This is a genomic window from Aliidiomarina minuta (assembly GCF_003987145.1).
Taxonomy (GTDB): Bacteria; Pseudomonadota; Gammaproteobacteria; order Enterobacterales; family Alteromonadaceae; genus Aliidiomarina; species Aliidiomarina minuta.
The window spans coordinates 1,303,644-1,322,159 of record NZ_PIPL01000001.1; the positions used below are offsets into that span (position 1 = coordinate 1,303,644).

An 18,516-nucleotide genomic window follows, 5' to 3' on the forward strand; every position below is an offset into this window, starting at 1 on the left:
CTTGTGTCAGGCGGTTGCCTGCACTTCTACCTCAGGTGGGTACAGTACGCCAGCGATACGGATAATACGGCGGGCGCTTTCTTCCCACATCGCGACAATGTTTAACAGGCGGGTTACCTCGGCGGGTTCCAGTAGCCCGCTTTCCAGTCCCTGTAACAGTTCACGGCGCCGACTTTTGCGGCAATCCTTAATTCTGTAGAGAATACTGCTTCGTGTTTCTTCACTTAACGCCTTTAACTGACCACTGCCCATAATGGCCGCCAGTAGTTTTCGCAGATCATCGTCTAGCGCCTTTTCAATAAGGCCTACATCTTTTGACCTAAGGTCATTTATGTTCTGACGAAGTTCACGACACTCCTGCAAAGCCCAATTGAGGTTGAGGAAAAGCTCGGAGGCGCCCTGTAATTGCGAACGACCTAATTTCTGGGCGAAATCTTCTATTTTGCCCATGAGCACACTGGTATTCACATCGTCCTGTGGTGCGCTGGCTTCTTCCTCAAGCTGCAAAACCCCACGCCCCCGGCGTAATAACTGTTTATACACCCGCTTTAGCTCTGAGTGCAGTGCCGCAACACCCATGACGGGGACTTGCAGCACAGTATCATCCAGGTAGCGTGGTTTTTCCGAGCTTAGCTCTGGCTGTTTGACCCAGTGCTCAACCTGACGTAACAGACGGTCCGCAAAGACCCACATCAGCGCTACACCAAGCACGTTAAACAGAGTGTGATACATAGCTAACGCGGTACTGATGTTGCCGCCAGTCTGGGCTGCAATAAAATCGGCCAGCCACCACATAGGGAGTAGCAGAATGAGGGCTATCGCACCGGTAAAGAGCTTTTCGCCGACGTGCACCAGCGCCAGGCGCTTCGCGTTAGGCGTTGCTCCTACGGTGGCGAGTAAAGAAGTCGACGTGGTGCCCAGGTTAGCGCCGATAACCAGTGAAGCGCCAAGCAATGGGCTGAATACGCCAGTCACCGAAGCGGTCAGAATGATAGCCAGTGCGGCGGAAGAGGACTGAATAATAGCGGTCAATAATGCCCCCGCTACTACCCCAAGCAGAATGCCCCAGCCGCCAAAGGCCGCCAGTTGTTCCACCGGAATGATCTGGGCAATATTTTCAAAGGCATCGCGCAGCATGCCCAGACCGAAAAAGAGAATGCCGAATCCCGCTAATGCGACACCTATGTGGGGAGCGCGCTCGCTGCGCAAAAATAATTTCATCAACATACCGATTCCAATTAATGGCAAGGCTACAATATCAACACGGATTTTAAGACCCACTAAAGCCACTATCCAGGCGGTCATAGTGGTACCGACATTGCTACCGAAAACTACCCAGGCCGCCTGTTTCAGACGCAGAATGCCAGCGTTGGTAAAACCTAGCGTAGCCACGATCACTGCGCTGGACGATTGCACTATCGCGGTAATGGAAAAGCCAGTAAACAAGGCGCGCATGCGGGTTTGCGTGGAGCGCTCCAGAATACGGTGCAGCGAGTCGCCTGCCGCAGCCTTTAAGCCATCGGTCATCATGGCCATGCCCAGCAGCAGAAAACCTAAGCCGCCAAGACTCATGCCCCACTCAGTAAATCCCATTACGCCTCACTTTCCTTAGGCAGCCAGTGTGTTAATACAAAAGTGATTAACAAAAAGCCCGCGGAGAACCATAAACAAGCAACCAGACCTGCGTATTGATACACCAGGCCGGAGAGCACCGTGCCTATCAAGCGGCCCATAGCGTTCGCCATGTAGTAGAAGCCAACATCCAGAGACACTCCGTCAGCACTGGCGTAGCGAATAATCAGATAACTGTGCAACGACGAATTCACCGCAAAGACCACGGCGAAAAGCAGTAGGCCAATAACAATGACGTATTCTGCCGCCATATTGAGCATTAAGCCAAAAGCTATGGCTACGGGCAATAGCGTCAGTAAAGCTGACCATAATAACGCCGCTTGCCGTCCCGGCCCGTCATTCAAAGTGGCTGCGTCTTTACGGCCGCCGGTAATTTTAGGTGCCAGCGCCTGCACTACACCATAAAATATAACCCAACTGGCCAGAAAGCCACCCACCTGCCAGTGATCCCAGTTAAATTGCTGACTTAAAAATACCGGCAAGGCCACGACAAACCAGACATCGCGGGCGCCGAATAAAAACATACGGGCAGCGGAAAGTACGTTGATAGGGCCGCTTTTAGAAAGGATTTCCTTGAATTTGGGCTTAACTTTAGCCACCCCTAGCTCGGACTGGAGCAAAAAGTAGCTGGTCAGGTTGATAAGCACTAAACCGACAATCATAATCCACAGCGCGCCCTGGAAACCGACCAGCGTTAACAGCAAACCGCCGAGGAAGAAACCCACGCCTTTAAGTGCATTTTTAGACCCTGTTAGCGCCGCCACCCATTTATAGAGCGTGTTCTGCGCGTTATCGGGAACCAATAGTTTGATCGCGCTTTTGGCGCTCATTTTATTGAGATCTTTGGCAATACCGGACAGCGCCTGCGCGATCATCACCCAGGCTACAGTGAGCATGTGCTCGGGAACTGTCAGCGCCGCCAGAGCCACTATTTGAAGGCCTAAACCTATGTGCATGGTCCTGTTAAGACCAATGCGCGCCCCCAGATAACCGCCCACCAGGTTAGTCACTACGCCAAAGAACTCGTAAAACAGGAACAGCATGGCAATAGCTAACGGCGAATAGCCCAGCTGATGGAAGTACAACACCACCAGCATACGCAACGCCCCATCCGTCAGCGTAAATCCCCAGTAGTTACCCGTAATAACAAGGTACTGCTTTATATTCATCCCACCCCCTGAATGTGGTGAAAAAACACGGGGTCAGAGCTAAAATTCACCACCCACGACGCTAGTCAAACCATGGGGTCAGAGCTAAAAATAACCACATTACAGGGACATGATTCAGCTCTGACGGCCACGTATTTATTAGTCTTAGACGTTTTTAATAATGGTGAACTTTAGCTCTGACCCCATCACTTTCGCCATTTTTAAAGTGGTGAATTTTAGCTCTGACCCCATTTCTTTTTTACATAGTGGCGATACGTTGTACCAGGTCCATGGTGCGGTTGGCGTAGCCCCATTCATTGTCGTACCAGGCATACACTTTTAGTTGAGTGCCGTTAACGACCATGGTTGATAACGCGTCGACTATGGACGAGCGCGGGTCTGTCTTATAGTCAATAGATACCAGAGGCCGTTCTTCATAACCCAGAATACCTTTTAATTCGCCTTTCGCGGCTTTTTTAAAGGCTTCGTTGACCTGATCTACCGTGGCTTCTTTTTCCAGTTCAAAAACCATATCGGTCAACGACGGGCACTCCAGCGGAACACGCACGGCATGACCGTTAATTTTACCGGTCAAACTTGGAAAAATAGAGGTAATGGCCTTGGCTGAACCTGTCGTTGTCGGGATTAGCGACATATTACAGGCGCGGGCACGGCGTAAGTCTTTATGCGGCGCATCCAGAATGGTTTGAGTATTGGTTAATGCATGAATGGTGGTCATGCTTGCATGCTTAATGCCCCAGTTATCTTTGACTACCTTGACCACGGGCGCCAGGCAGTTGGTGGTGCAGGATGCGGCTGTCACTATTGAGTGCTCGCGCGGGTCAAAGTCATCGTCATTCACACCCACCACAATGTTAGGCACGCCTGCTGATTTCACAGGAGCAGTCACTACGACATGGTTCACGCCTTGATCCAGATAGGCCTGCAGTACATCGGCAGTTTTATTGGCGCCCGAGGCCTCTATTACCAGGTCACAACCGGACCAGTCAGTTTTACTGATTTCGCGCTGCGCAGTGCAACTGATTCGTTTGCCGTCAATGGTGATGGTTTTAGGATCCGCGGTAATGCGACGCGCCCAGCGACCATGCACTGAGTCGAACTCCAGCAGATGCGCCATGGTATTGCCATCGGCGCCGGGATCATTAATTTGCACAAATTCAAGTTCTGGCCAGTCAAATGCCGCGCGTAACGCCAGTCGACCGATACGCCCAAAGCCATTAATACCTACTTTTATTGGTTTCTTGCTCATAATTTTTTCCTTTTATCGAGCGCGACGGTCAAACACCGGCGCCATTTTATTTGCCATATAAACCAGAGATAACATGATCGGAACTTCTACCAGCACTCCTACCACTGTCGCCAGCGCAGCGCCAGAGGTCAAGCCAAACACCGAAATTGCCACTGCGACTGCCAACTCGAAAAAGTTAGAAGTACCTATTAAACAGGCCGGAGCCGAAATACGATGCGGGAGGCGCAGAAAATAAGCCCCTGCATATCCAATTCCGAAAATCAGGTAGGTCTGAATAGTTAATGGGATAGCAATCAATAAAATCACCAAAGGATTGCTGATAATCGCCTCGGCCTGGAATCCGAACAGCAATATAACGGTCAGACACAGACCTATAGTTGCCACCGGTTTGACCGCTGTCTGAAAGCTTAACAGCCGCTGCTCGCCCTCTTTTTTTCTAAGCAGGTGCCGGCGCACCAGAACACCAGCGATTAAAGGAATCACAACATAAAGTAGTACTGACAATAGCAGAGTATTCCAGGGCACGCTTAAATCAGTGATGCCCAGCAGGAAACCTGCAATAGGTGCAAACGCGAAAACCAGAATGATGTCGTTAACAGAGACCTGCAGCAAGGTGTAGGCTGGATCCCCTTTTGTCAGTTGGCTCCAGACAAAAACCATAGCGGTGCAAGGCGCCACGCCCAGGAGAATCATGCCGGCAATATATTGATTGGCATCCGCGGTATCGACCCAGCCCGCGAAGAACCCGTGAAAGAACAGATAACCAAGACCGAACATGGTAAACGGCTTTATCAGCCAGTTGACGACCAGGGTTAAAATTAGTCCTTTGGGTTGTCGTCCGGCGGCTTTTAAAGATGTCACGTCGATAGCCGTCATCATGGGGAAGATCATCGCCCAGATCAGCACCGCTACCACGAGGTTTACATTGGCGAACTCGAATGCTGCCATGCTTTCGAATAGCCCGGGCACGCTTATGCCCGCAACTATTCCGAACAGGATACATAAAGCGACCCAAAGTGATAAATAACGTTCGAAAATTCCCATTTCTTATCCTTATTAACAACACCGTTCCGGGCGAGAGTTCATAGCCGCCAGATTTGCGCGACCTTGTTGCAATAATTGCAAATCATGCTGGCGTAAGTTGTGTAGCAGTTCGCTAACCCAGACGGGCAGATCTGACGACCAACGATAAAACATCCACTGGCCCTGCCGCCTGTCGCAGATCAAGCCAGCATCTTTTAACAAGCGGATATGTCGTGAAATTTTAGGCTGCAGTTGATCCAGTGCCGCCACCAGTTCACAAACACAGAGTTCTTCTTCAGCTGCCAGTAGCAGCATGATTTGTAACCGGGTTTCATCACCCAGGATTTTCAAAGTGTGTGCAGTTTGCATAATCTACCTCGCTTCAGGTTTGCCATTATAAGCAATACATTCGATTATGCAAATATACGAATGTACAAACCTATTGTACAAATCTATAACGACGCTTGGGTTGTGTCATACTAGTGATTAACGGGAGGTTATATGCGTTTGATTCTTTGCATTTTATTAATAGCTTTAAGCGTAGCTTGCAGTGGCAGCGACAATAACACACAGCCACCAGGCCCCGAGCGCCCGGATCATCACACCGATGACGGGTTTATCAACCCTCATTCAGGCCCTTATGAAGGTGATATTTTTGCCTTCATCAGAATGCGTCTGTTTGGTGGTCATGAATGGGCCGATCAGGCCGCACAGCTAGAGGCGCTGACCGAAGACGAACTTCCGATCACTACGCTGAACCCGGAAACACTCTTTACCCCCGGCGAAAGGCCGCGAGTAACCTGGATAGGCCATGCCACCATGCTGGTTCAGTATCAGGGCAAAAACGTGTTAACCGACCCTATGTTCAGTACCCGCGCTTCGCCGGTTCCTCTTTTAGGCCCCCGCCGCCACTTTCCGCCAGCTATCGAAATTGAGCAATTGCCCCCTATTGATGCGGTGGTCATATCGCATAATCACTACGAGCATTTAGATCTGGCTTCGATTGAAAAACTCGGTAATGAGCCGCGGTATTATGTGCCTTTGGGATTGAAGTCCTGGTTTATCGATAAGGGTATTGATGCTGCCCAGGTGACCGAGATGGACTGGTGGGACGAACATAATGAAGAGGATATGCAAATAACGGCGACGCCAAACCAGCACTGGTCCGCGCGTACCTTCTTTGACCGTAACCAAAGCTTATGGGCTGCCTGGCACATACGTATTGATGATTTCACCTTCTGGTTTGCTGGCGATACCGGCTACAACGATTATCAGTTTCGCCAGATTGGCGAGCGCCTGGGTCCTGTTAATGTTGCTTTGATCCCTATTGGCGCTTATGAACCCCGCGATTTTATGGAAGTGTCCCACGCCAACCCTGAAGAAGCAGTAAAGATGCACCTTGATGTGCAGGCCCAGCAAAGTTTTGCCATACACTGGGCGACTTTCCAGCTGTCCGCCGAAGGTTTATTGCAACCCAAAGAAGACCTTGGCAAAGCCCGCGTTAAACATGACGTCCCCGAAAACGAATTCCGCGCCCTGAAAATAGGCCAGTCCGTAATCATCGACTAATACGATTAATACGGGGTCAGAGCTAAAACTCACCACTCAAGGATGACGTCAATTAGCCATTAAACCATTGTTTTAATTGAGTTTAAATAATTATTAAAATGGTTAACTTTAGCTCTGACCCCATCTTTTTCACCACTTTTTTTAGGGTTCGACGTCGCGGGAGATGGGGTTTTGCAGTGAGATTAAGGTGTCGGTTGACTGGATTTCATCGATGACCTGAATGCGCTCTATCAGTAGTCGCTGCAAATCATCAATTGAGCGCACCATCACCTTGATGAAAATACTGTACTGACCGGTGGTATAAAAAGCTTCTGTGACTTCGGGTAAAGCCTCTAGTTTCGCCAGTGCTTTTGGGTAATCGCCAGCTTGCTGCAATATAATGCCAATAAAACAAGTCACATCATAACCCAGTCGCTTTGCATCTACCTGCAGTTGCGCGCCTGTGATCACGCCTGATTGCTTCATTTTCTCGACACGGACATGGACCGTCGCGGGACTAACGCCGTTCTCTTTAGCTATTTCTGCGTAAGAACGCCTGGCATTTGTCATCAATGCTCGCAGAATCATTTTATCCAGATTATCGATCATTTAATTTCACACCTTAAAACCCGACATGAATTATTCATTCATTAATAAAAACGGAAATTATGCGTTAAATAAAACCATAAAAGCAATATTAAATAAAGGACATTGATTTATTTAACCATTCAGCCAATGATTGAACTATCCGATATTGAATAAACAGGTGATAACAATGAAAGCAGATTATTTGCAACGCCAACACAAAATTCGCTTTATCAAACAGGCTTTTACTGACGCCCTTTGTGCTGAACTTAGTCTGACCGAAGTGCAGGCCCCTTTGTTAACCGACCCCAGCGAGGGGGTGCAGGACAGCCTTTCCGGGCATGAAAAAGCGGTCAAGGTAAGCGTCAGTTCGCTACAGACTGAGTATGAAATAGTGCATTCACTGGCAAAGTGGAAACGCCAGTTACTGGGTCGTTATGGGTTTCAGCCTGGCGAAGGCATTGTCACTCAGATGAAGGCCTTACGCCCTGATGAAGAACGGCTCTCGGCAGTCCATTCGGTGTTTGTTGACCAGTGGGACTGGGAGCAGGCTGTAGCCCCTGAGCGTCGCACTTCGGCGCAGCTTAAAGAAGCAGCTTCCGCGGTATACAAAGCACTGCGAACTACCCTTTCGCAAATACAAATGGAATACAGCAGCCGCCTTGAACTGCCCCGTGAACTCACCTTTATTAGCACCGAACAACTCCTGCAACGCTACCCGGATAAAAGCCCTAAAGAACGGGAGCGGGAAGTTACCAAAATACATAAAGCGGTTTTCATTACCGGTATTGGTGCAGCGTTAAGCGATGGTATCCGCCACGATGTGCGTGCACCGGACTATGATGACTGGACCACTATGGATGAACATGGAGAACAAGGCCTGAACGGCGATTTGCTGGTCTGGAGCGACGTGTTAGATGATGCTATTGAGCTTTCATCTATGGGCATTCGGGTCGATAAAACGGCTTTGCTGCATCAGCTCGAGCTTTCCGGTCGCCAGGAGTCAGCTAAGTTACCCTGGCATCAGGCGTTGTTAAGTGGCGAGTTGCCCGCCAGTGTAGGTGGAGGCATTGGTCAGTCACGGGTTTGTATGTTCCTGATGCAGCAGCCACATATTGGCTATGTGCAACCAGGCGTCTGGTGCGCTGATACGCATAGGGAACATGCTGAATTGTTGTAGCCGGAGGTGGTGAAAAAGACGGGGTCAGAGCTGAAATTCACCACTTTTAAAGACACCGGATACTAGTATAGACTTGGCTTACAGAGCTAAAACCCGCCACTATTAGATGGTGAATTTTAGCTCTGACCCCGATTTTATCCTAGCTCTGACCCCGATTTTATCCGGTGGTTAATTTTAGCCCTGACCCCGATTTTATCCGCACGTTTAGAGTTGGGCCTGGAGGTAGATTTGTTCGCCGAGGGTTTCCATCAGGCCGAGTTGCTGGCGTAGCCAGTAGGCGTGATCTTCTTCGGTGTCCTGGAGGATTTTAACCAGCATGTCGCGGGTTACATAGTCCTGCTGCTCTTCACAATAGGCAATGGCTTTTTTCAGGGTTTTGGCGTTATCGCGTTCCAGTTGCAGACCGGTTTCGAGCATTTCTTTAACGCTTTTACCTAGCGGATATTCAACCCGCGTGCGCATATCCGGCTTACCGCCTAAAAATAAAATCCGCTCAATAAGCAGGTTGGCGTGCAAACGTTCGTCATCTGCCTCGTGGGCAATGCGTTCATGCAGTTTGCTAAAACCCCAGTCGTCAAAGAACTGCGCATGCGCTGTATACTCATCAATTGAGGTTAACTCATAGGACAGCAGCCCGTTTAAATGTTTAATAACGTCTGACATGTCGTCTCCTTACAGCTTACTTTGCAGGTATTGTTCAACGCCCAGGCTAACAATAAGATCCAGCTGAGTTTCCAGCCAGTCCTGATGTTCTTCCTGTTGCACTAAAATTTTATTGAGCTGGTCACGGGTCACGTAGTCCTGCTTTTGTTCACACAGGGTCATGGCTTCACGAAGGGCTTTGACATCCTCGCTTTGCATTTTCAAATCCAGTTTCAGCATTTCCGCTGGATCTTCACCAATATACAGCTTACCCAGTTCTTGCAGGTTAGGCAGTCCTTGCAGAAACAAAATACGCTCGATAACTACATCGGCATGCTTCATTTCTTCAATAGAGGCTTTATAAATAACAGAATTAAGCTCGCTAAAGCCCCAGTTTTTATACATGCGGGCATGCAAAAAATACTGGTTGATGGCGGTAAGTTTGCGGGTAAGCACCAGGTTTAAGGTGCTGATAACTTGCGGATCGCTCTGCATAGAACGTGCACTCCTTTTTCCAAAAAACGAGTTGGACTCATTTTTTAAGGATAGCACATTCCTAATCCCGGTGCGGTATCAACCGTAACCGGGGTGGATTGGTTCTGCAGTGCTTCGTCTAAGACTTCTTTCGCATGGCAGGTGCAGCGGCCACATTGTGAACCCACTCCATTTTCCTGACGCAGGCAACGCATGGAGACTGCGCCCTGCGCTACCGCACGATGAATGTCTTTATCGGTAACTGCTTTACATAAACATACATACATGAACTTATTAAAGCAGAGATGATAACGATTATCAACAGTATTCGTATTAATTACTGGTTATTTTCGCCCTTGAATAATGAAAGCCCAACTACAATGCTTTATATTGGTTCGCAACTGGTTGAAATAAAACAAACAAGGACTTTCATGCGCCGACCAAGTAAAGGCTCACGATTATTGACCCTGTTATTGCTCAGTAGCGCTGGATGGTGGTTGCTGACCGAGGGCGCGAGCCACGGCTGGATGGTCGGTGTTCCTGCGGTGTTAGCGACCACGGCATTGGCTTTCCGACTGCAAAATAATCAGGCGCCTGCGCTGCGCTGGCATTACCTGCCTGTATTTGTCTGGTTTTTTATCAGCCGCTCGGTGATAGCTGGCCTGGATGTCGCACGGCGCACCTTAAAACCGCAAATGGACCTCAACCCCGGCATAATAAGTTACCCCTCACAATTGCCCGACGGCACGCCCCGGCTCTTATTTGCCGGAGTTATCAGTCTGCTTCCCGGAACTCTTTGCGCCGAATTTGATGGCGACTGGGTGGTTCTGCATGTACTTGACCTCAACGATAATATCAGTGAGGACAGTCTGCAGGTAGAACGCCATATTGCGCGCTTATTTGATGCACCGGTGCCAAGCGCCAGCAAGGAGATGAAGTTTGAATAACATGTGGTGGATAGCTGCACTGATATTGCTACTAACCCTGCTGGTCGGCCTGATCAGAGTCTGGCATGGGCCCGACAGAGCCGATCGTATGCTAGCTGCACAGTTATTCGGTAGCACTGGCGTCGCTTTACTGCTGGTTCTGGCCCAGGCCATGCAACAACCAGCATTGCGCGACGTAGCGCTGGTACTGGCTTTACTGGCCGTGCTGGCGATGGTTGCTTTTGTACATAAGGTCAAACAACCTAAACCTGGAGGCGACTCATGACTGGGCTTGCCTTAATACAGGGGCTGTTGCTGGCGGCTGGTTGTTTATTTTTTATTGTGGGGACGGTTGGCCTGTTGCGCTTCCCCGACGTATACACCCGCATTCACGCACTTACCAAAGCCGATAACCTGGGATTAGGCCTTATTGTCCTGGCCTTGTTACCTAGTGTGCAGCACCTGAGCCAGGCCGCGAAATTGATTCTGATCTGGATTCTGGTGCTTGCGGCCAGTTCCACTGCGGGTTACCTGATTGCCCGTTACAGCAGACGTCATGAGGACACTAAATGATGCTCTGGGCTTTTGATATTATTCTCGGCCTGGGTCTGCTGGCCACTGCTGGCGGCGTTTTTCTGTCCCGTGATTTATTTCGCGCGGTGATTATGTTTATCGCGTTTGGCCTGTTACTGGCATTAACCTGGGTACGCCTGGATGCGCCGGATCTTGCTCTGGCTGAAGCGGCTATTGGTGCCGGGCTCACCGGTGTATTACTGCTGGACACTATGGGCCACCTGAGAGACAAAGAAGATAACAGCCCACGCCATGCTATCTGGTGGCCCTTAATTGCCAGTGGCGGCCTGTGCGTTCTTATCGTAAGTGCCTTGCTATTCAGCCCGGAACCGATGATTTCGCTGGCCGATGAAGTAGCTCAGGCACTGCCTGACAGCGGTGTCGATCACGCCATTACCGCAGTTTTACTGAACTTTCGCAGTTATGACACCTTGCTTGAAATTGCCGTGCTGCTGGTAGCCGTAGTTGTTGCCATGGCGTTACGTACCGAACAAATTGATCCTGAAGCCCTGCAGGAAAGCCTGAAGAAACAGCGTGACCCGCTGTTACGAGGCTTGATCAATCGGTTACTGCCACTGATGTTACTGGTCGCTATTTATGTGCTCTGGGCCGGTTCTTATCAGCCCGGTGGCGCTTTCCAGGCGGGCGCTATTCTGGCCGCTGCCGGAGTGTTTATGCGTCTTTCTGGTTACGACGTTATTTCCTCGTCCACTCGCTTATTGCGAGTCGGACTGGCGCTCGGTTTCCTCATCTTCCTGCTGGTCGCCAGCAGCGTGATGATTGGCGGCCGCCCTTTCCTGACTTACCCCGAGGGCCTGGCAGGAAACCTTATTTTCTTTATTGAAGCCATGCTAACCCTGTCTATTGGCCTCATTCTGTTCAGTCTTTTTGTGCAGGCACCGGAGGCTGATGATGAGCACTGATTTGTGGTTTGCTGTAGTCGGCGCTCTGATAATTGCCATGGCGCTGTTCACTTTTATTCGCCATACCCACTTACTGCGCCGTATTCTGGCCTTTAACATCATGGGCTCTGGCGTTTTCCTGATTATGGTTGGCCTGGCCCAGCACGATCAACAAACCGACCCCGTGCCTCAGGCACTGGTGCTGACCGGTATTGTAGTGGCAGTGTCAGCGACCGCTTTGGCGCTGATTATTTTCCGCCGGTTTTATAAAGCCAGCGGCCAGACCCAGCTGGATGAGGACACCGAGCAATGAATCTGATGCCGCTGTTGCTTATTATCCCGTTGGCCTGGGCACTGATTAGTCTGCTTGCTCCACGTCTGCCTATTGGTTTGCTGGCTATTGTCGGCATGCTGATCCAGCTATTCGCGTCTGCAATGCTTTGGTTCAGCGTGCATGTAAATGGCCCGGAAAGTTATGCCATTGGCGACTGGATGGCGCCGCTTGGCATTACCCTGATCGCCGATGGGCTGACCGCCACTTTGCTCGCTATGACCGCGCTGATAGCTATTATCTGTGCTTTTTATGCGCTTTTTTATTTACGCCAGTACCCACGCGAACAGCGCTTTTTCTGGCCTCTGTTCTGGTTCCTTCTGGCCGCGCTTAATGGCATCTGGCTGGCCGCTGACTTATTTAATCTCTACGTTGGTTTAGAACTATTAACCCTGGCCGCCGTTGGCATGGTCGCATTGACTGCCGACAAACAGGCTCTGGCCGCTGGTCTGCGTTATCTGTACGCGGCTCTGCTCGGCTCGCTGGCTTATTTGCTTGGCGTTGCTTTGTTGTACGGCGCTTATGGCACTTTATCGCTGGGCCAGCTCAGCAATATGCTCGAGCCCAATATCACCACTCAGGTCGCTTTGGGGTTAATGACCCTGGGTCTGTTAATGAAAAGCGCGGTATTTCCATTGCATACCTGGCTGCCCCCAGCCCACGGCGGCGCTCTGGCCCCAGTCAGTGCATTGCTTTCTGCGCTGGTGGTAAAAGCCTCTTTTTATATTCTGGCGCGGCTCTGGTTGCAGGCAGGTTTTGACATTATGCCAGTCAGTGCGGCGCAACTGCTTGGGCTCATGGGCGCAGGGGCTATTGTCTGGGGAGGCTGGCAAGCCATGCGCCAGAGCGATATCAAAATGCTGGTGGCCTATTCAACGGTGGCTCAGCTGGGCTACCTGATGTTGCTGTTCCCGCTCGCTATTGGTGTATCCGCGATCTCTGCCACCCTGGCCTGGCAGGGAACCATGTTTCATTTACTGTCTCACGGTTTTGCTAAAGCCGCTATGTTCCTCTCGGTCGGTACCCTGGTACTGGCAGTGGGTAAAAAAGGACTGGATGATATGGCGGGCATCAGTCGCCAGTTACCGCTGTCGTTATTTGCCTTCGGTTTGTCGGCTATCAGCATTATGGGCCTGCCGCCTAGTGGCGGTTTTAATGCCAAGTGGTTATTACTGCAAAGTGCCATTAGCAGTGGCCAATGGCACTGGATGATCGTTCTCGTGCTCGGTGGGTTGCTGACCGCCGGGTATGTATTTCGGGTGTTTCGTATATCTTTTGTCGATGGCCCGCCAACGGACATTAAACCCACACCCCTGCCCCTTGAGCTGAGCGCGTTATTGCTCGCCGTCATTGCTATTGGACTGGGTTTTGTGTCCTCATGGCCGCTCGCCAGTATGAGCGTCACCGAGCTGTTACCCGGAGGGTCGTTATGAGTTTCTGGTTACCTCTACTGGTACTGGCCACCTCGCTGGTAGCGGCTATTGGCATTTTCATGATCCCGGAAAATCGTCACGCGGTGCGGGGCACTTTTAACCTGACCGCGGCTTTAATTAAAATAGCCCTGATCATCTGGATCCTGATCGGGGTGATACAACAACAAACCTTTGAGACCCGCTTTACCCTGATTGGCGATATCGACTTCATTCTGCGTGCCGATGCCCTCTCGCTGCTCTTTGCTGGCCTGTCGTCGATACTCTGGTTGTGCACCACTGTCTACGCCATGGGTTACTTAAATAAAGCGCCCCATCGCAGTCGCTTTTTTGGTTTCTTCAGCCTGTGTGTCGCCAGTACCATGGGCATTGCCATGGCCGGTAACCTCTTTACCTTTTTGATTTTCTTCGAAATGCTGACCTTGTCCACCTACCCGCTGGTGGTGCACAAAGGCACGCCGGAAGCACTACGTGCGGGTCGTAAATATCTGATTTACACCCTCAGTGGCGGCGCCGTGTTACTCATTGGCATCGCTATGCTGCACGGCCTTATCGGCAGTTTTGAGTTCGCCGAAACGGGTGTGCTCAGCGATGTCGCCATAGAGCAGCATCCCTTGCTGGTGTTCATTTTTGCCGTGCTCATTTTAGGGGTTGCCGTCAAAGCAGCCATAGTGCCGCTGCATGGCTGGCTGCCCAGTGCTATGGTGGCGCCCGCCCCGGTTAGCGCGCTACTACATGCGGTTGCCGTGGTTAAGGCAGGTGCCTTTGGTGTGGTACGCATTGTTCACAACGTCTACGGCATTGAGTTCGCCCAGGCGCTGGGAGTCTTGCTGCCACTGGCGATCATAGCTTCGGTGACTATTATCTGGGGCTCAATACAGGCCCTGCGACAAAGTGAAATAAAAAAACGACTGGCGTTTTCGACAGTATCTCAGGTTTCTTACATTATATTGGGGATCACCCTCTTTGGCCCTATTGGCACTATAGGTGGGCTGGTGCACCTGTTGCATCAGGGCATTACCAAAGTAACCTTGTTTTTCTGTGCCGGGATTTTCGCTGAAACATTAGGCGCCCATAAAATCAAAGAGCTTAATGGTGTCGGCCGACGCATGCCACTGACGTCAGTGTGTTTCACTCTGGGAGCGTTGAGTATGATTGGCATACCTCCGCTAGCTGGTTTTATCAGTAAATGGTACCTGGGTTGGGGCGCCATGGAAGCAGGCATGAGCTGGGTTATACTGGTATTGCTGGCCAGCAGTGCCTTGAATTCGGCATACTTTCTGCCGGTCATTTACCGGCTCTGGTTTTTACCCGCGCCTGCCACCTGGCCGGATGAGAAAATCCCCTTCCGGCGCATGGAAACCAACCCCTGGTTATTGTGGCCAACGATCGTCACCGCCACCTTTACCGTAGGTGCCGGCGTACTGGCCGCCAGCCCGCTGAGCCCCTTAAGCTGGTCCGCACTTATCGCAGTTCGGGAGTACCTGCCATGAGTTGGTTATTGTTTTTAATTCCTCTGGTTTCTCTGAGCCTGCTGATTATGTTCAGCTGGCGACGCTGGCCACAACCTTATTTCGCTTTAGTAGTGCTGGCGCCGTTGCCAGCTCTGCTACTCGCGCTGTTTGCCCCGGACCTTAGCCTGGAAATCCCCTGGCTGTTATTTGGCGTCGAATGGCAACTCAACGATATCAGTCGTGCACTGCTGGCTATGACTGCCGGTCTTTGGTTTGTGGCTGGCCTCTTTGCTTATCATTATCTGGCCAGCGATAAAGCACAACAAAGCTTTACCCTCTTCTGGCTGATTACCATGCTCGGCAACCTGGTGCTTATTGTTGCTCAGGATATTGGCAGTTTTTACACCGGTTTTGCGATCATGACTTTTGCCGGGTATGGCCTGGTGGTACATAGCGCCAGCGTGGAAGCGAAACATGCCGGGCGAGTGTATCTGGTGATGGCAGTTATCGGTGAAATCCTGATTCTGGCCGGTCTGTTAATGGCCATGCCTTTAGTCGATCAGCTCTTATTACGAGAGCTGCCAGTGGCCATTGCTGAAAGCGATCACTCCTTGCTGATCAGTAGCCTGCTGCTGGCTGGATTTGGCGTTAAAGCAGGTTTGCTGGGCATGCATTTGTGGCTGCCACTGGCTCATCCGGTCGCCCCGACACCCGCCAGCGCGGTGTTAAGTGGTGCCATGATAAAAGCGGGTCTGCTGGCCTGGTTGCAGGTATTACCCGCTGGGGAAGACGCCGCCATCGCCTTTTATTCTGCCGGTTTTGCCTGGGTAGTGATCAGCTTAGGGTTTGGCGCCGCCTTCGGTGCCGCTGTGGTGGGCGTATTACAGACCCAGTCTAAAGCAGTGCTGGCTTACTCCAGTATCAGCCAAATGGGACTGATGACCATTCTTTTAGGCGTGGCTCTGCTGGAGCCTTCCAGCTGGCCGTTATTATTAACCGCGATAGTTGTCTACATGGTTCATCATGGGCTGGCGAAAGGTACTTTATTTCTGACCGTTGGCCTGGCTCAGTATCCGGGGCGCTGGCCTCGTTGGCTGGTGATGCTCATTGCTTTGTTACCGGCTTTAGCATTAATGGGTGCGCCGTTGAGCAGTGGTGCCGGCGCCAAATTGCTGATGAAAGAACAGCTTTATGACATTCCTTCAGTCGCCTTTTTAATACCTTTTATTACTCTGGCCGCCGTCGCCACGGGTGTGCTGATGGCCCGCTTCTTATGGTTGTTATGGCATACCCAGGGCAAAACTAAAGACCTGCCTTCGATACGCTGGGCCTGTTTGCTGAGCCTGCTTAGCATTTTATTGGCCTTCTGGTGGCTGCCATTGCCCGCCACACCTCAGTTTTTAGCTGCGCTTGAAACCAGCGCACTCATTGATGCACTCTGGCCCATGCTGCTGACCGCGATGCTTAGCCTGTTCGCATTCTGGGCCAGCACGCGTATGGCGTTTCAGCCGAAATTACCCGCCGGTGACCTGATATGGCCGATAACCGCTTTATTGCAGCGACTGGCGCGCCTTTACCCCACCTTTGAGCAGCGCATTATAGCCACTCATGGAAAAGTTCAGGACGGCCTGACTAAACAGGCCAAAGCGCTGCAAAGCTCAGCGTCGACGCTCTTTAATCAGCGCCTGAACGAAGCTTTTCTGCAACGGCACATAGCGCTATGGATGAGCCTGCTGGTGCTGCTGCTCAGCCTGTTAATTATTTTCTGAGGTATTTTTCAGTAACCATTTTACCAGGCACCGCTAACCACCAGCACCACCGCGGAAGAAATAAAGGCGAGCATGACATTAAGCACCACACCTTCACGGGTCATTTGCTTGATAGTGACCATGTTCGATGCAAAGACAATCGAATTGGGCGCCGTCGCCACCGGCAGACAAAAGGCACAGGTGCAGGCTACCACCGCAGGTATCATTAAGATCTCAAGCGGTAAACCAGCCGCAATGGCGGTAGACGCCAGGATCGGCATCAACAAAGTCGCCGTCGCCGTATTAGAGGTTATCTCGGTCAAGAACGACACCGACAACGACAGCAACAAGACCAGTAACCAGAGCGGTAACACCGTCAGCGCCGACAAAGTATTACCAATAATTTCACTGAGCCCGCTGGCCATAAAACCCGCCGCCAGGCAAATACCGCCAGCAAATAGCAGTAGCACACCCCAGGGAATACTTACCGCACGTTCCCAGGTTAACAAACGCCCACCTTTACCATTAGGCACCAGGAACATCGCCACGGCCCCGGCCAGAGCTACCGGCGCATCGCCCATCATGGGTAAATTGAACCAGTTCATCCAGCCACCGAAAGGTTCACCACGGGTCACCCACAGCGCAACCACAGTACCAAACACCATCAACGCGCGTTTTTCATGCACCGTGAAAGCGCCCACTTCTTTGAGTTCGATAGGTTTTTCCAGTTTCAGCCCCCGGGTTAACCATAGTGCCATGAGTGGCAGACCAATTAAGGTAATGGGCAGTCCATATTGCATCCAGCGCAGAAAACCAAATTCCTCGCCGCTATAGGTTTCATAAACGGAGGCAAAAATAAGATTCGGTGGTGTACCTATAAGCGTAGCGACCCCACCCAGCGAAGCGGCATAGGCAAGGCCCAGTAAAAGCGCGATCTGGAATCTGTGATTGCCCGTTGCTGCGGCTATCGCGGTTGCTACCGGCAACAATGCCAGCACTGAAGCCGTATTCGATATCCACATCGACAAAAAAGCTACCGCCAGCATAAAAGCAAATACAATCAGACGGCCATTGCTGCCACCAATACGGCCCACCAGGCCCAGCGCCAGTCGTTCATGTACACCCGAGGCTTCAATGCCCCGCGCCAGCATAAAAGCCCCCATAAAGAGCACTATGACGTGGTTACCAATCGAAAGAGTGGCTTCCTGGTACTCCAGCACCCCACCCAGAGGCAACAGTACAAAAGGCAGAAAAGAGGTTGCTGGTATGGGAATGGCTTCACTGATCCACCACCAGGCCACCCACACCGTTACGCCCAGTGTCCAGGCCGCTGGTTGCGGCATGCCGAAATAAAAGGCGAACCCATAACTTAAAACCGCGACCACAGGGCCGAGCATCTGATGCGTTGTTTTAGTCATTATATCCCTATTTTTCTTATGCTTTTATCCCCGCAGTATAAACGATAACGATGAGATAACGACGGGGTCAGGGCTAAACCCTCGGGGTCAGGGCTAAAATTCACCATCCGTAGGTGGTGAATTTTAGCCCTGACCCCATGGGTTTTTCCAGCCCTGACCCCGTTTTCCTCCACTTCACCCGGCTAGTTTCTCTCACAAATTTGCAACATTCATCATATAAATACACAATGGA

20 protein-coding genes are annotated in these 18,516 nt (G+C 51.1%); 10 read left to right on the forward strand and 10 right to left on the reverse strand.

What is annotated here, in order from left to right:
• Positions 1-6: 6 nt before the first annotated feature.
• From CWE09_RS06210 to CWE09_RS06230, 5 genes are all read right to left on the reverse strand, one after another.
• Positions 7-1,593, reverse strand: a complete 1,587-nt coding sequence (locus CWE09_RS06210) for a Na/Pi cotransporter family protein (RefSeq protein ID WP_126803120.1) — start codon at positions 1,591-1,593, stop codon at positions 7-9.
• Positions 1,593-2,801, reverse strand: coding sequence for an organoarsenical effux MFS transporter ArsJ (gene arsJ / locus CWE09_RS06215; protein ID WP_126803121.1), 1,209 nt, complete (start codon positions 2,799-2,801; stop codon positions 1,593-1,595). Before arsJ ends, CWE09_RS06210 begins: the two co-directional genes overlap by 1 nt.
• 238 nt (positions 2,802-3,039) lie before the next feature.
• Positions 3,040-4,050, reverse strand: a complete 1,011-nt coding sequence (locus tag CWE09_RS06220) for an ArsJ-associated glyceraldehyde-3-phosphate dehydrogenase (RefSeq protein ID WP_126803122.1) — start codon at positions 4,048-4,050, stop codon at positions 3,040-3,042.
• A gap of 12 nt (positions 4,051-4,062) precedes the next feature.
• Positions 4,063-5,094: an ACR3 family arsenite efflux transporter gene (arsB, locus tag CWE09_RS06225; protein ID WP_126803123.1), complete on the reverse strand. Its 1,032-nt coding sequence runs from the start codon at positions 5,092-5,094 to the stop codon at positions 4,063-4,065.
• A 12-nt stretch (positions 5,095-5,106) separates the two neighbouring features.
• A complete protein-coding gene (locus CWE09_RS06230) occupies positions 5,107-5,442 on the reverse strand; it encodes a metalloregulator ArsR/SmtB family transcription factor (RefSeq protein ID WP_126803124.1) in 336 nt (111 codons plus the stop codon).
• A gap of 132 nt (positions 5,443-5,574) precedes the next feature.
• Here CWE09_RS06230 and CWE09_RS06235 point away from each other — a divergent pair, with 132 nt between their 5' ends.
• The gene (locus tag CWE09_RS06235; RefSeq protein ID WP_126803125.1) at positions 5,575-6,642 is read left to right on the forward strand and encodes an MBL fold metallo-hydrolase; all 1,068 of its coding nucleotides are present in this window, start codon (positions 5,575-5,577) and stop codon (positions 6,640-6,642) included.
• Positions 6,643-6,783: 141 nt separating this feature from the next.
• Here CWE09_RS06235 and asnC read toward each other — a convergent pair whose 3' ends face one another.
• Entirely contained in the window at positions 6,784-7,230 is a 447-nt protein-coding gene (gene asnC / locus CWE09_RS06240) for a transcriptional regulator AsnC (protein WP_126803126.1), read from the reverse strand.
• A gap of 166 nt (positions 7,231-7,396) precedes the next feature.
• Between asnC and asnA the strand changes: the two genes are divergently transcribed.
• Positions 7,397-8,386, forward strand: a complete 990-nt coding sequence (asnA, locus tag CWE09_RS06245; protein WP_126803127.1) for an aspartate--ammonia ligase — start codon at positions 7,397-7,399, stop codon at positions 8,384-8,386.
• A gap of 204 nt (positions 8,387-8,590) precedes the next feature.
• Here asnA and bfr (CWE09_RS06250) read toward each other — a convergent pair whose 3' ends face one another.
• The 3 genes from bfr (CWE09_RS06250) to CWE09_RS06260 are packed head-to-tail and all read right to left on the reverse strand — an operon-like array spanning position 8,591 to position 9,789.
• The gene (gene bfr / locus CWE09_RS06250) at positions 8,591-9,049 is read right to left on the reverse strand and encodes a bacterioferritin (RefSeq protein ID WP_126803128.1); all 459 of its coding nucleotides are present in this window, start codon (positions 9,047-9,049) and stop codon (positions 8,591-8,593) included.
• Positions 9,050-9,058: 9 nt separating this feature from the next.
• Positions 9,059-9,523 (reverse strand): bacterioferritin, encoded by a 465-nt coding sequence (bfr, locus tag CWE09_RS06255; protein WP_126803129.1) that lies wholly within the window; start codon positions 9,521-9,523, stop codon positions 9,059-9,061.
• Positions 9,524-9,567: 44 nt separating this feature from the next.
• Positions 9,568-9,789: a bacterioferritin-associated ferredoxin gene (locus CWE09_RS06260; protein WP_126803130.1), complete on the reverse strand. Its 222-nt coding sequence runs from the start codon at positions 9,787-9,789 to the stop codon at positions 9,568-9,570.
• A gap of 144 nt (positions 9,790-9,933) precedes the next feature.
• On the opposite strand from CWE09_RS06260, the gene CWE09_RS06265 reads away from it, so the two are divergent.
• Genes CWE09_RS06265 through CWE09_RS06300 form a run of 8 tightly spaced genes read left to right on the forward strand, consistent with a single transcriptional unit; the run spans position 9,934 to position 16,887 of the window.
• The gene (locus CWE09_RS06265) at positions 9,934-10,449 is read left to right on the forward strand and encodes a Na+/H+ antiporter subunit E (protein ID WP_157982823.1); all 516 of its coding nucleotides are present in this window, start codon (positions 9,934-9,936) and stop codon (positions 10,447-10,449) included.
• Between the two features lies 1 nt (position 10,450).
• Positions 10,451-10,714 (forward strand): MrpF/PhaF family protein, encoded by a 264-nt coding sequence (locus CWE09_RS06270; RefSeq protein WP_126803922.1) that lies wholly within the window; start codon positions 10,451-10,453, stop codon positions 10,712-10,714.
• Positions 10,711-11,001 carry a monovalent cation/H(+) antiporter subunit G gene (gene mnhG, locus CWE09_RS06275; protein WP_126803132.1) on the forward strand — a complete coding sequence of 97 codons (291 nt, stop codon included), beginning with the start codon at positions 10,711-10,713 and terminating at the stop codon, positions 10,999-11,001. Before CWE09_RS06270 ends, mnhG begins: the two co-directional genes overlap by 4 nt.
• Positions 10,998-11,924, forward strand: a complete 927-nt coding sequence (locus tag CWE09_RS06280) for a hydrogenase subunit MbhD domain-containing protein (RefSeq protein ID WP_126803133.1) — start codon at positions 10,998-11,000, stop codon at positions 11,922-11,924. The genes mnhG and CWE09_RS06280 overlap by 4 nt, the downstream gene beginning before the upstream one ends.
• A complete protein-coding gene (locus CWE09_RS06285) occupies positions 11,911-12,216 on the forward strand; it encodes an NADH-quinone oxidoreductase subunit K (protein ID WP_241974308.1) in 306 nt (101 codons plus the stop codon). Before CWE09_RS06280 ends, CWE09_RS06285 begins: the two co-directional genes overlap by 14 nt.
• Positions 12,213-13,667 (forward strand): complex I subunit 5 family protein, encoded by a 1,455-nt coding sequence (locus CWE09_RS06290; protein ID WP_126803134.1) that lies wholly within the window; start codon positions 12,213-12,215, stop codon positions 13,665-13,667. Before CWE09_RS06285 ends, CWE09_RS06290 begins: the two co-directional genes overlap by 4 nt.
• Entirely contained in the window at positions 13,664-15,157 is a 1,494-nt protein-coding gene (locus CWE09_RS06295; protein ID WP_126803135.1) for a monovalent cation/H+ antiporter subunit D family protein, read from the forward strand. The genes CWE09_RS06290 and CWE09_RS06295 overlap by 4 nt, the downstream gene beginning before the upstream one ends.
• A complete protein-coding gene (locus tag CWE09_RS06300) occupies positions 15,154-16,887 on the forward strand; it encodes a complex I subunit 5 family protein (protein WP_126803136.1) in 1,734 nt (577 codons plus the stop codon). The genes CWE09_RS06295 and CWE09_RS06300 overlap by 4 nt, the downstream gene beginning before the upstream one ends.
• 20 nt (positions 16,888-16,907) lie before the next feature.
• Here CWE09_RS06300 and CWE09_RS06305 read toward each other — a convergent pair whose 3' ends face one another.
• On the reverse strand, positions 16,908-18,284 hold the full coding sequence (locus tag CWE09_RS06305) for an SLC13 family permease (RefSeq protein WP_241974309.1): 1,377 nt from the start codon (positions 18,282-18,284) through the stop codon (positions 16,908-16,910).
• Between the last annotated feature and the right edge of the window lie 232 nt (positions 18,285-18,516).

What these genes read in the sequence shown, in the direction of transcription:
- arsB (WP_126803123.1), bottom strand. Translation starts at nt 5,094, where the DNA reads ATGGGAATTTTCGAACGTTATTTATCACTTTGGGTCGCTTTATGTATC.
- CWE09_RS06220 (WP_126803122.1), bottom strand. Translation starts at nt 4,050, where the DNA reads ATGAGCAAGAAACCAATAAAAGTAGGTATTAATGGCTTTGGGCGTATC.
- arsJ (WP_126803121.1), bottom strand. Translation starts at nt 2,801, where the DNA reads ATGAATATAAAGCAGTACCTTGTTATTACGGGTAACTACTGGGGATTT.
- asnA (WP_126803127.1), top strand. Translation starts at nt 7,397, where the DNA reads ATGAAAGCAGATTATTTGCAACGCCAACACAAAATTCGCTTTATCAAA.
- asnC (WP_126803126.1), bottom strand. Translation starts at nt 7,230, where the DNA reads ATGATCGATAATCTGGATAAAATGATTCTGCGAGCATTGATGACAAAT.
- CWE09_RS06305 (WP_241974309.1), bottom strand. Translation starts at nt 18,284, where the DNA reads ATGACTAAAACAACGCATCAGATGCTCGGCCCTGTGGTCGCGGTTTTA.
- bfr (WP_126803128.1), bottom strand. Translation starts at nt 9,049, where the DNA reads ATGTCAGACGTTATTAAACATTTAAACGGGCTGCTGTCCTATGAGTTA.
- CWE09_RS06300 (WP_126803136.1), top strand. Translation starts at nt 15,154, where the DNA reads ATGAGTTGGTTATTGTTTTTAATTCCTCTGGTTTCTCTGAGCCTGCTG.
- CWE09_RS06230 (WP_126803124.1), bottom strand. Translation starts at nt 5,442, where the DNA reads ATGCAAACTGCACACACTTTGAAAATCCTGGGTGATGAAACCCGGTTA.
- CWE09_RS06260 (WP_126803130.1), bottom strand. Translation starts at nt 9,789, where the DNA reads ATGTATGTATGTTTATGTAAAGCAGTTACCGATAAAGACATTCATCGT.
- CWE09_RS06235 (WP_126803125.1), top strand. Translation starts at nt 5,575, where the DNA reads ATGCGTTTGATTCTTTGCATTTTATTAATAGCTTTAAGCGTAGCTTGC.
- mnhG (WP_126803132.1), top strand. Translation starts at nt 10,711, where the DNA reads ATGACTGGGCTTGCCTTAATACAGGGGCTGTTGCTGGCGGCTGGTTGT.
- CWE09_RS06295 (WP_126803135.1), top strand. Translation starts at nt 13,664, where the DNA reads ATGAGTTTCTGGTTACCTCTACTGGTACTGGCCACCTCGCTGGTAGCG.
- CWE09_RS06280 (WP_126803133.1), top strand. Translation starts at nt 10,998, where the DNA reads ATGATGCTCTGGGCTTTTGATATTATTCTCGGCCTGGGTCTGCTGGCC.
- CWE09_RS06290 (WP_126803134.1), top strand. Translation starts at nt 12,213, where the DNA reads ATGAATCTGATGCCGCTGTTGCTTATTATCCCGTTGGCCTGGGCACTG.
- CWE09_RS06270 (WP_126803922.1), top strand. Translation starts at nt 10,451, where the DNA reads ATGTGGTGGATAGCTGCACTGATATTGCTACTAACCCTGCTGGTCGGC.
- CWE09_RS06210 (WP_126803120.1), bottom strand. Translation starts at nt 1,593, where the DNA reads ATGGGATTTACTGAGTGGGGCATGAGTCTTGGCGGCTTAGGTTTTCTG.
- bfr (WP_126803129.1), bottom strand. Translation starts at nt 9,523, where the DNA reads ATGCAGAGCGATCCGCAAGTTATCAGCACCTTAAACCTGGTGCTTACC.
- CWE09_RS06285 (WP_241974308.1), top strand. Translation starts at nt 11,911, where the DNA reads ATGATGAGCACTGATTTGTGGTTTGCTGTAGTCGGCGCTCTGATAATT.
- CWE09_RS06265 (WP_157982823.1), top strand. Translation starts at nt 9,934, where the DNA reads ATGCGCCGACCAAGTAAAGGCTCACGATTATTGACCCTGTTATTGCTC.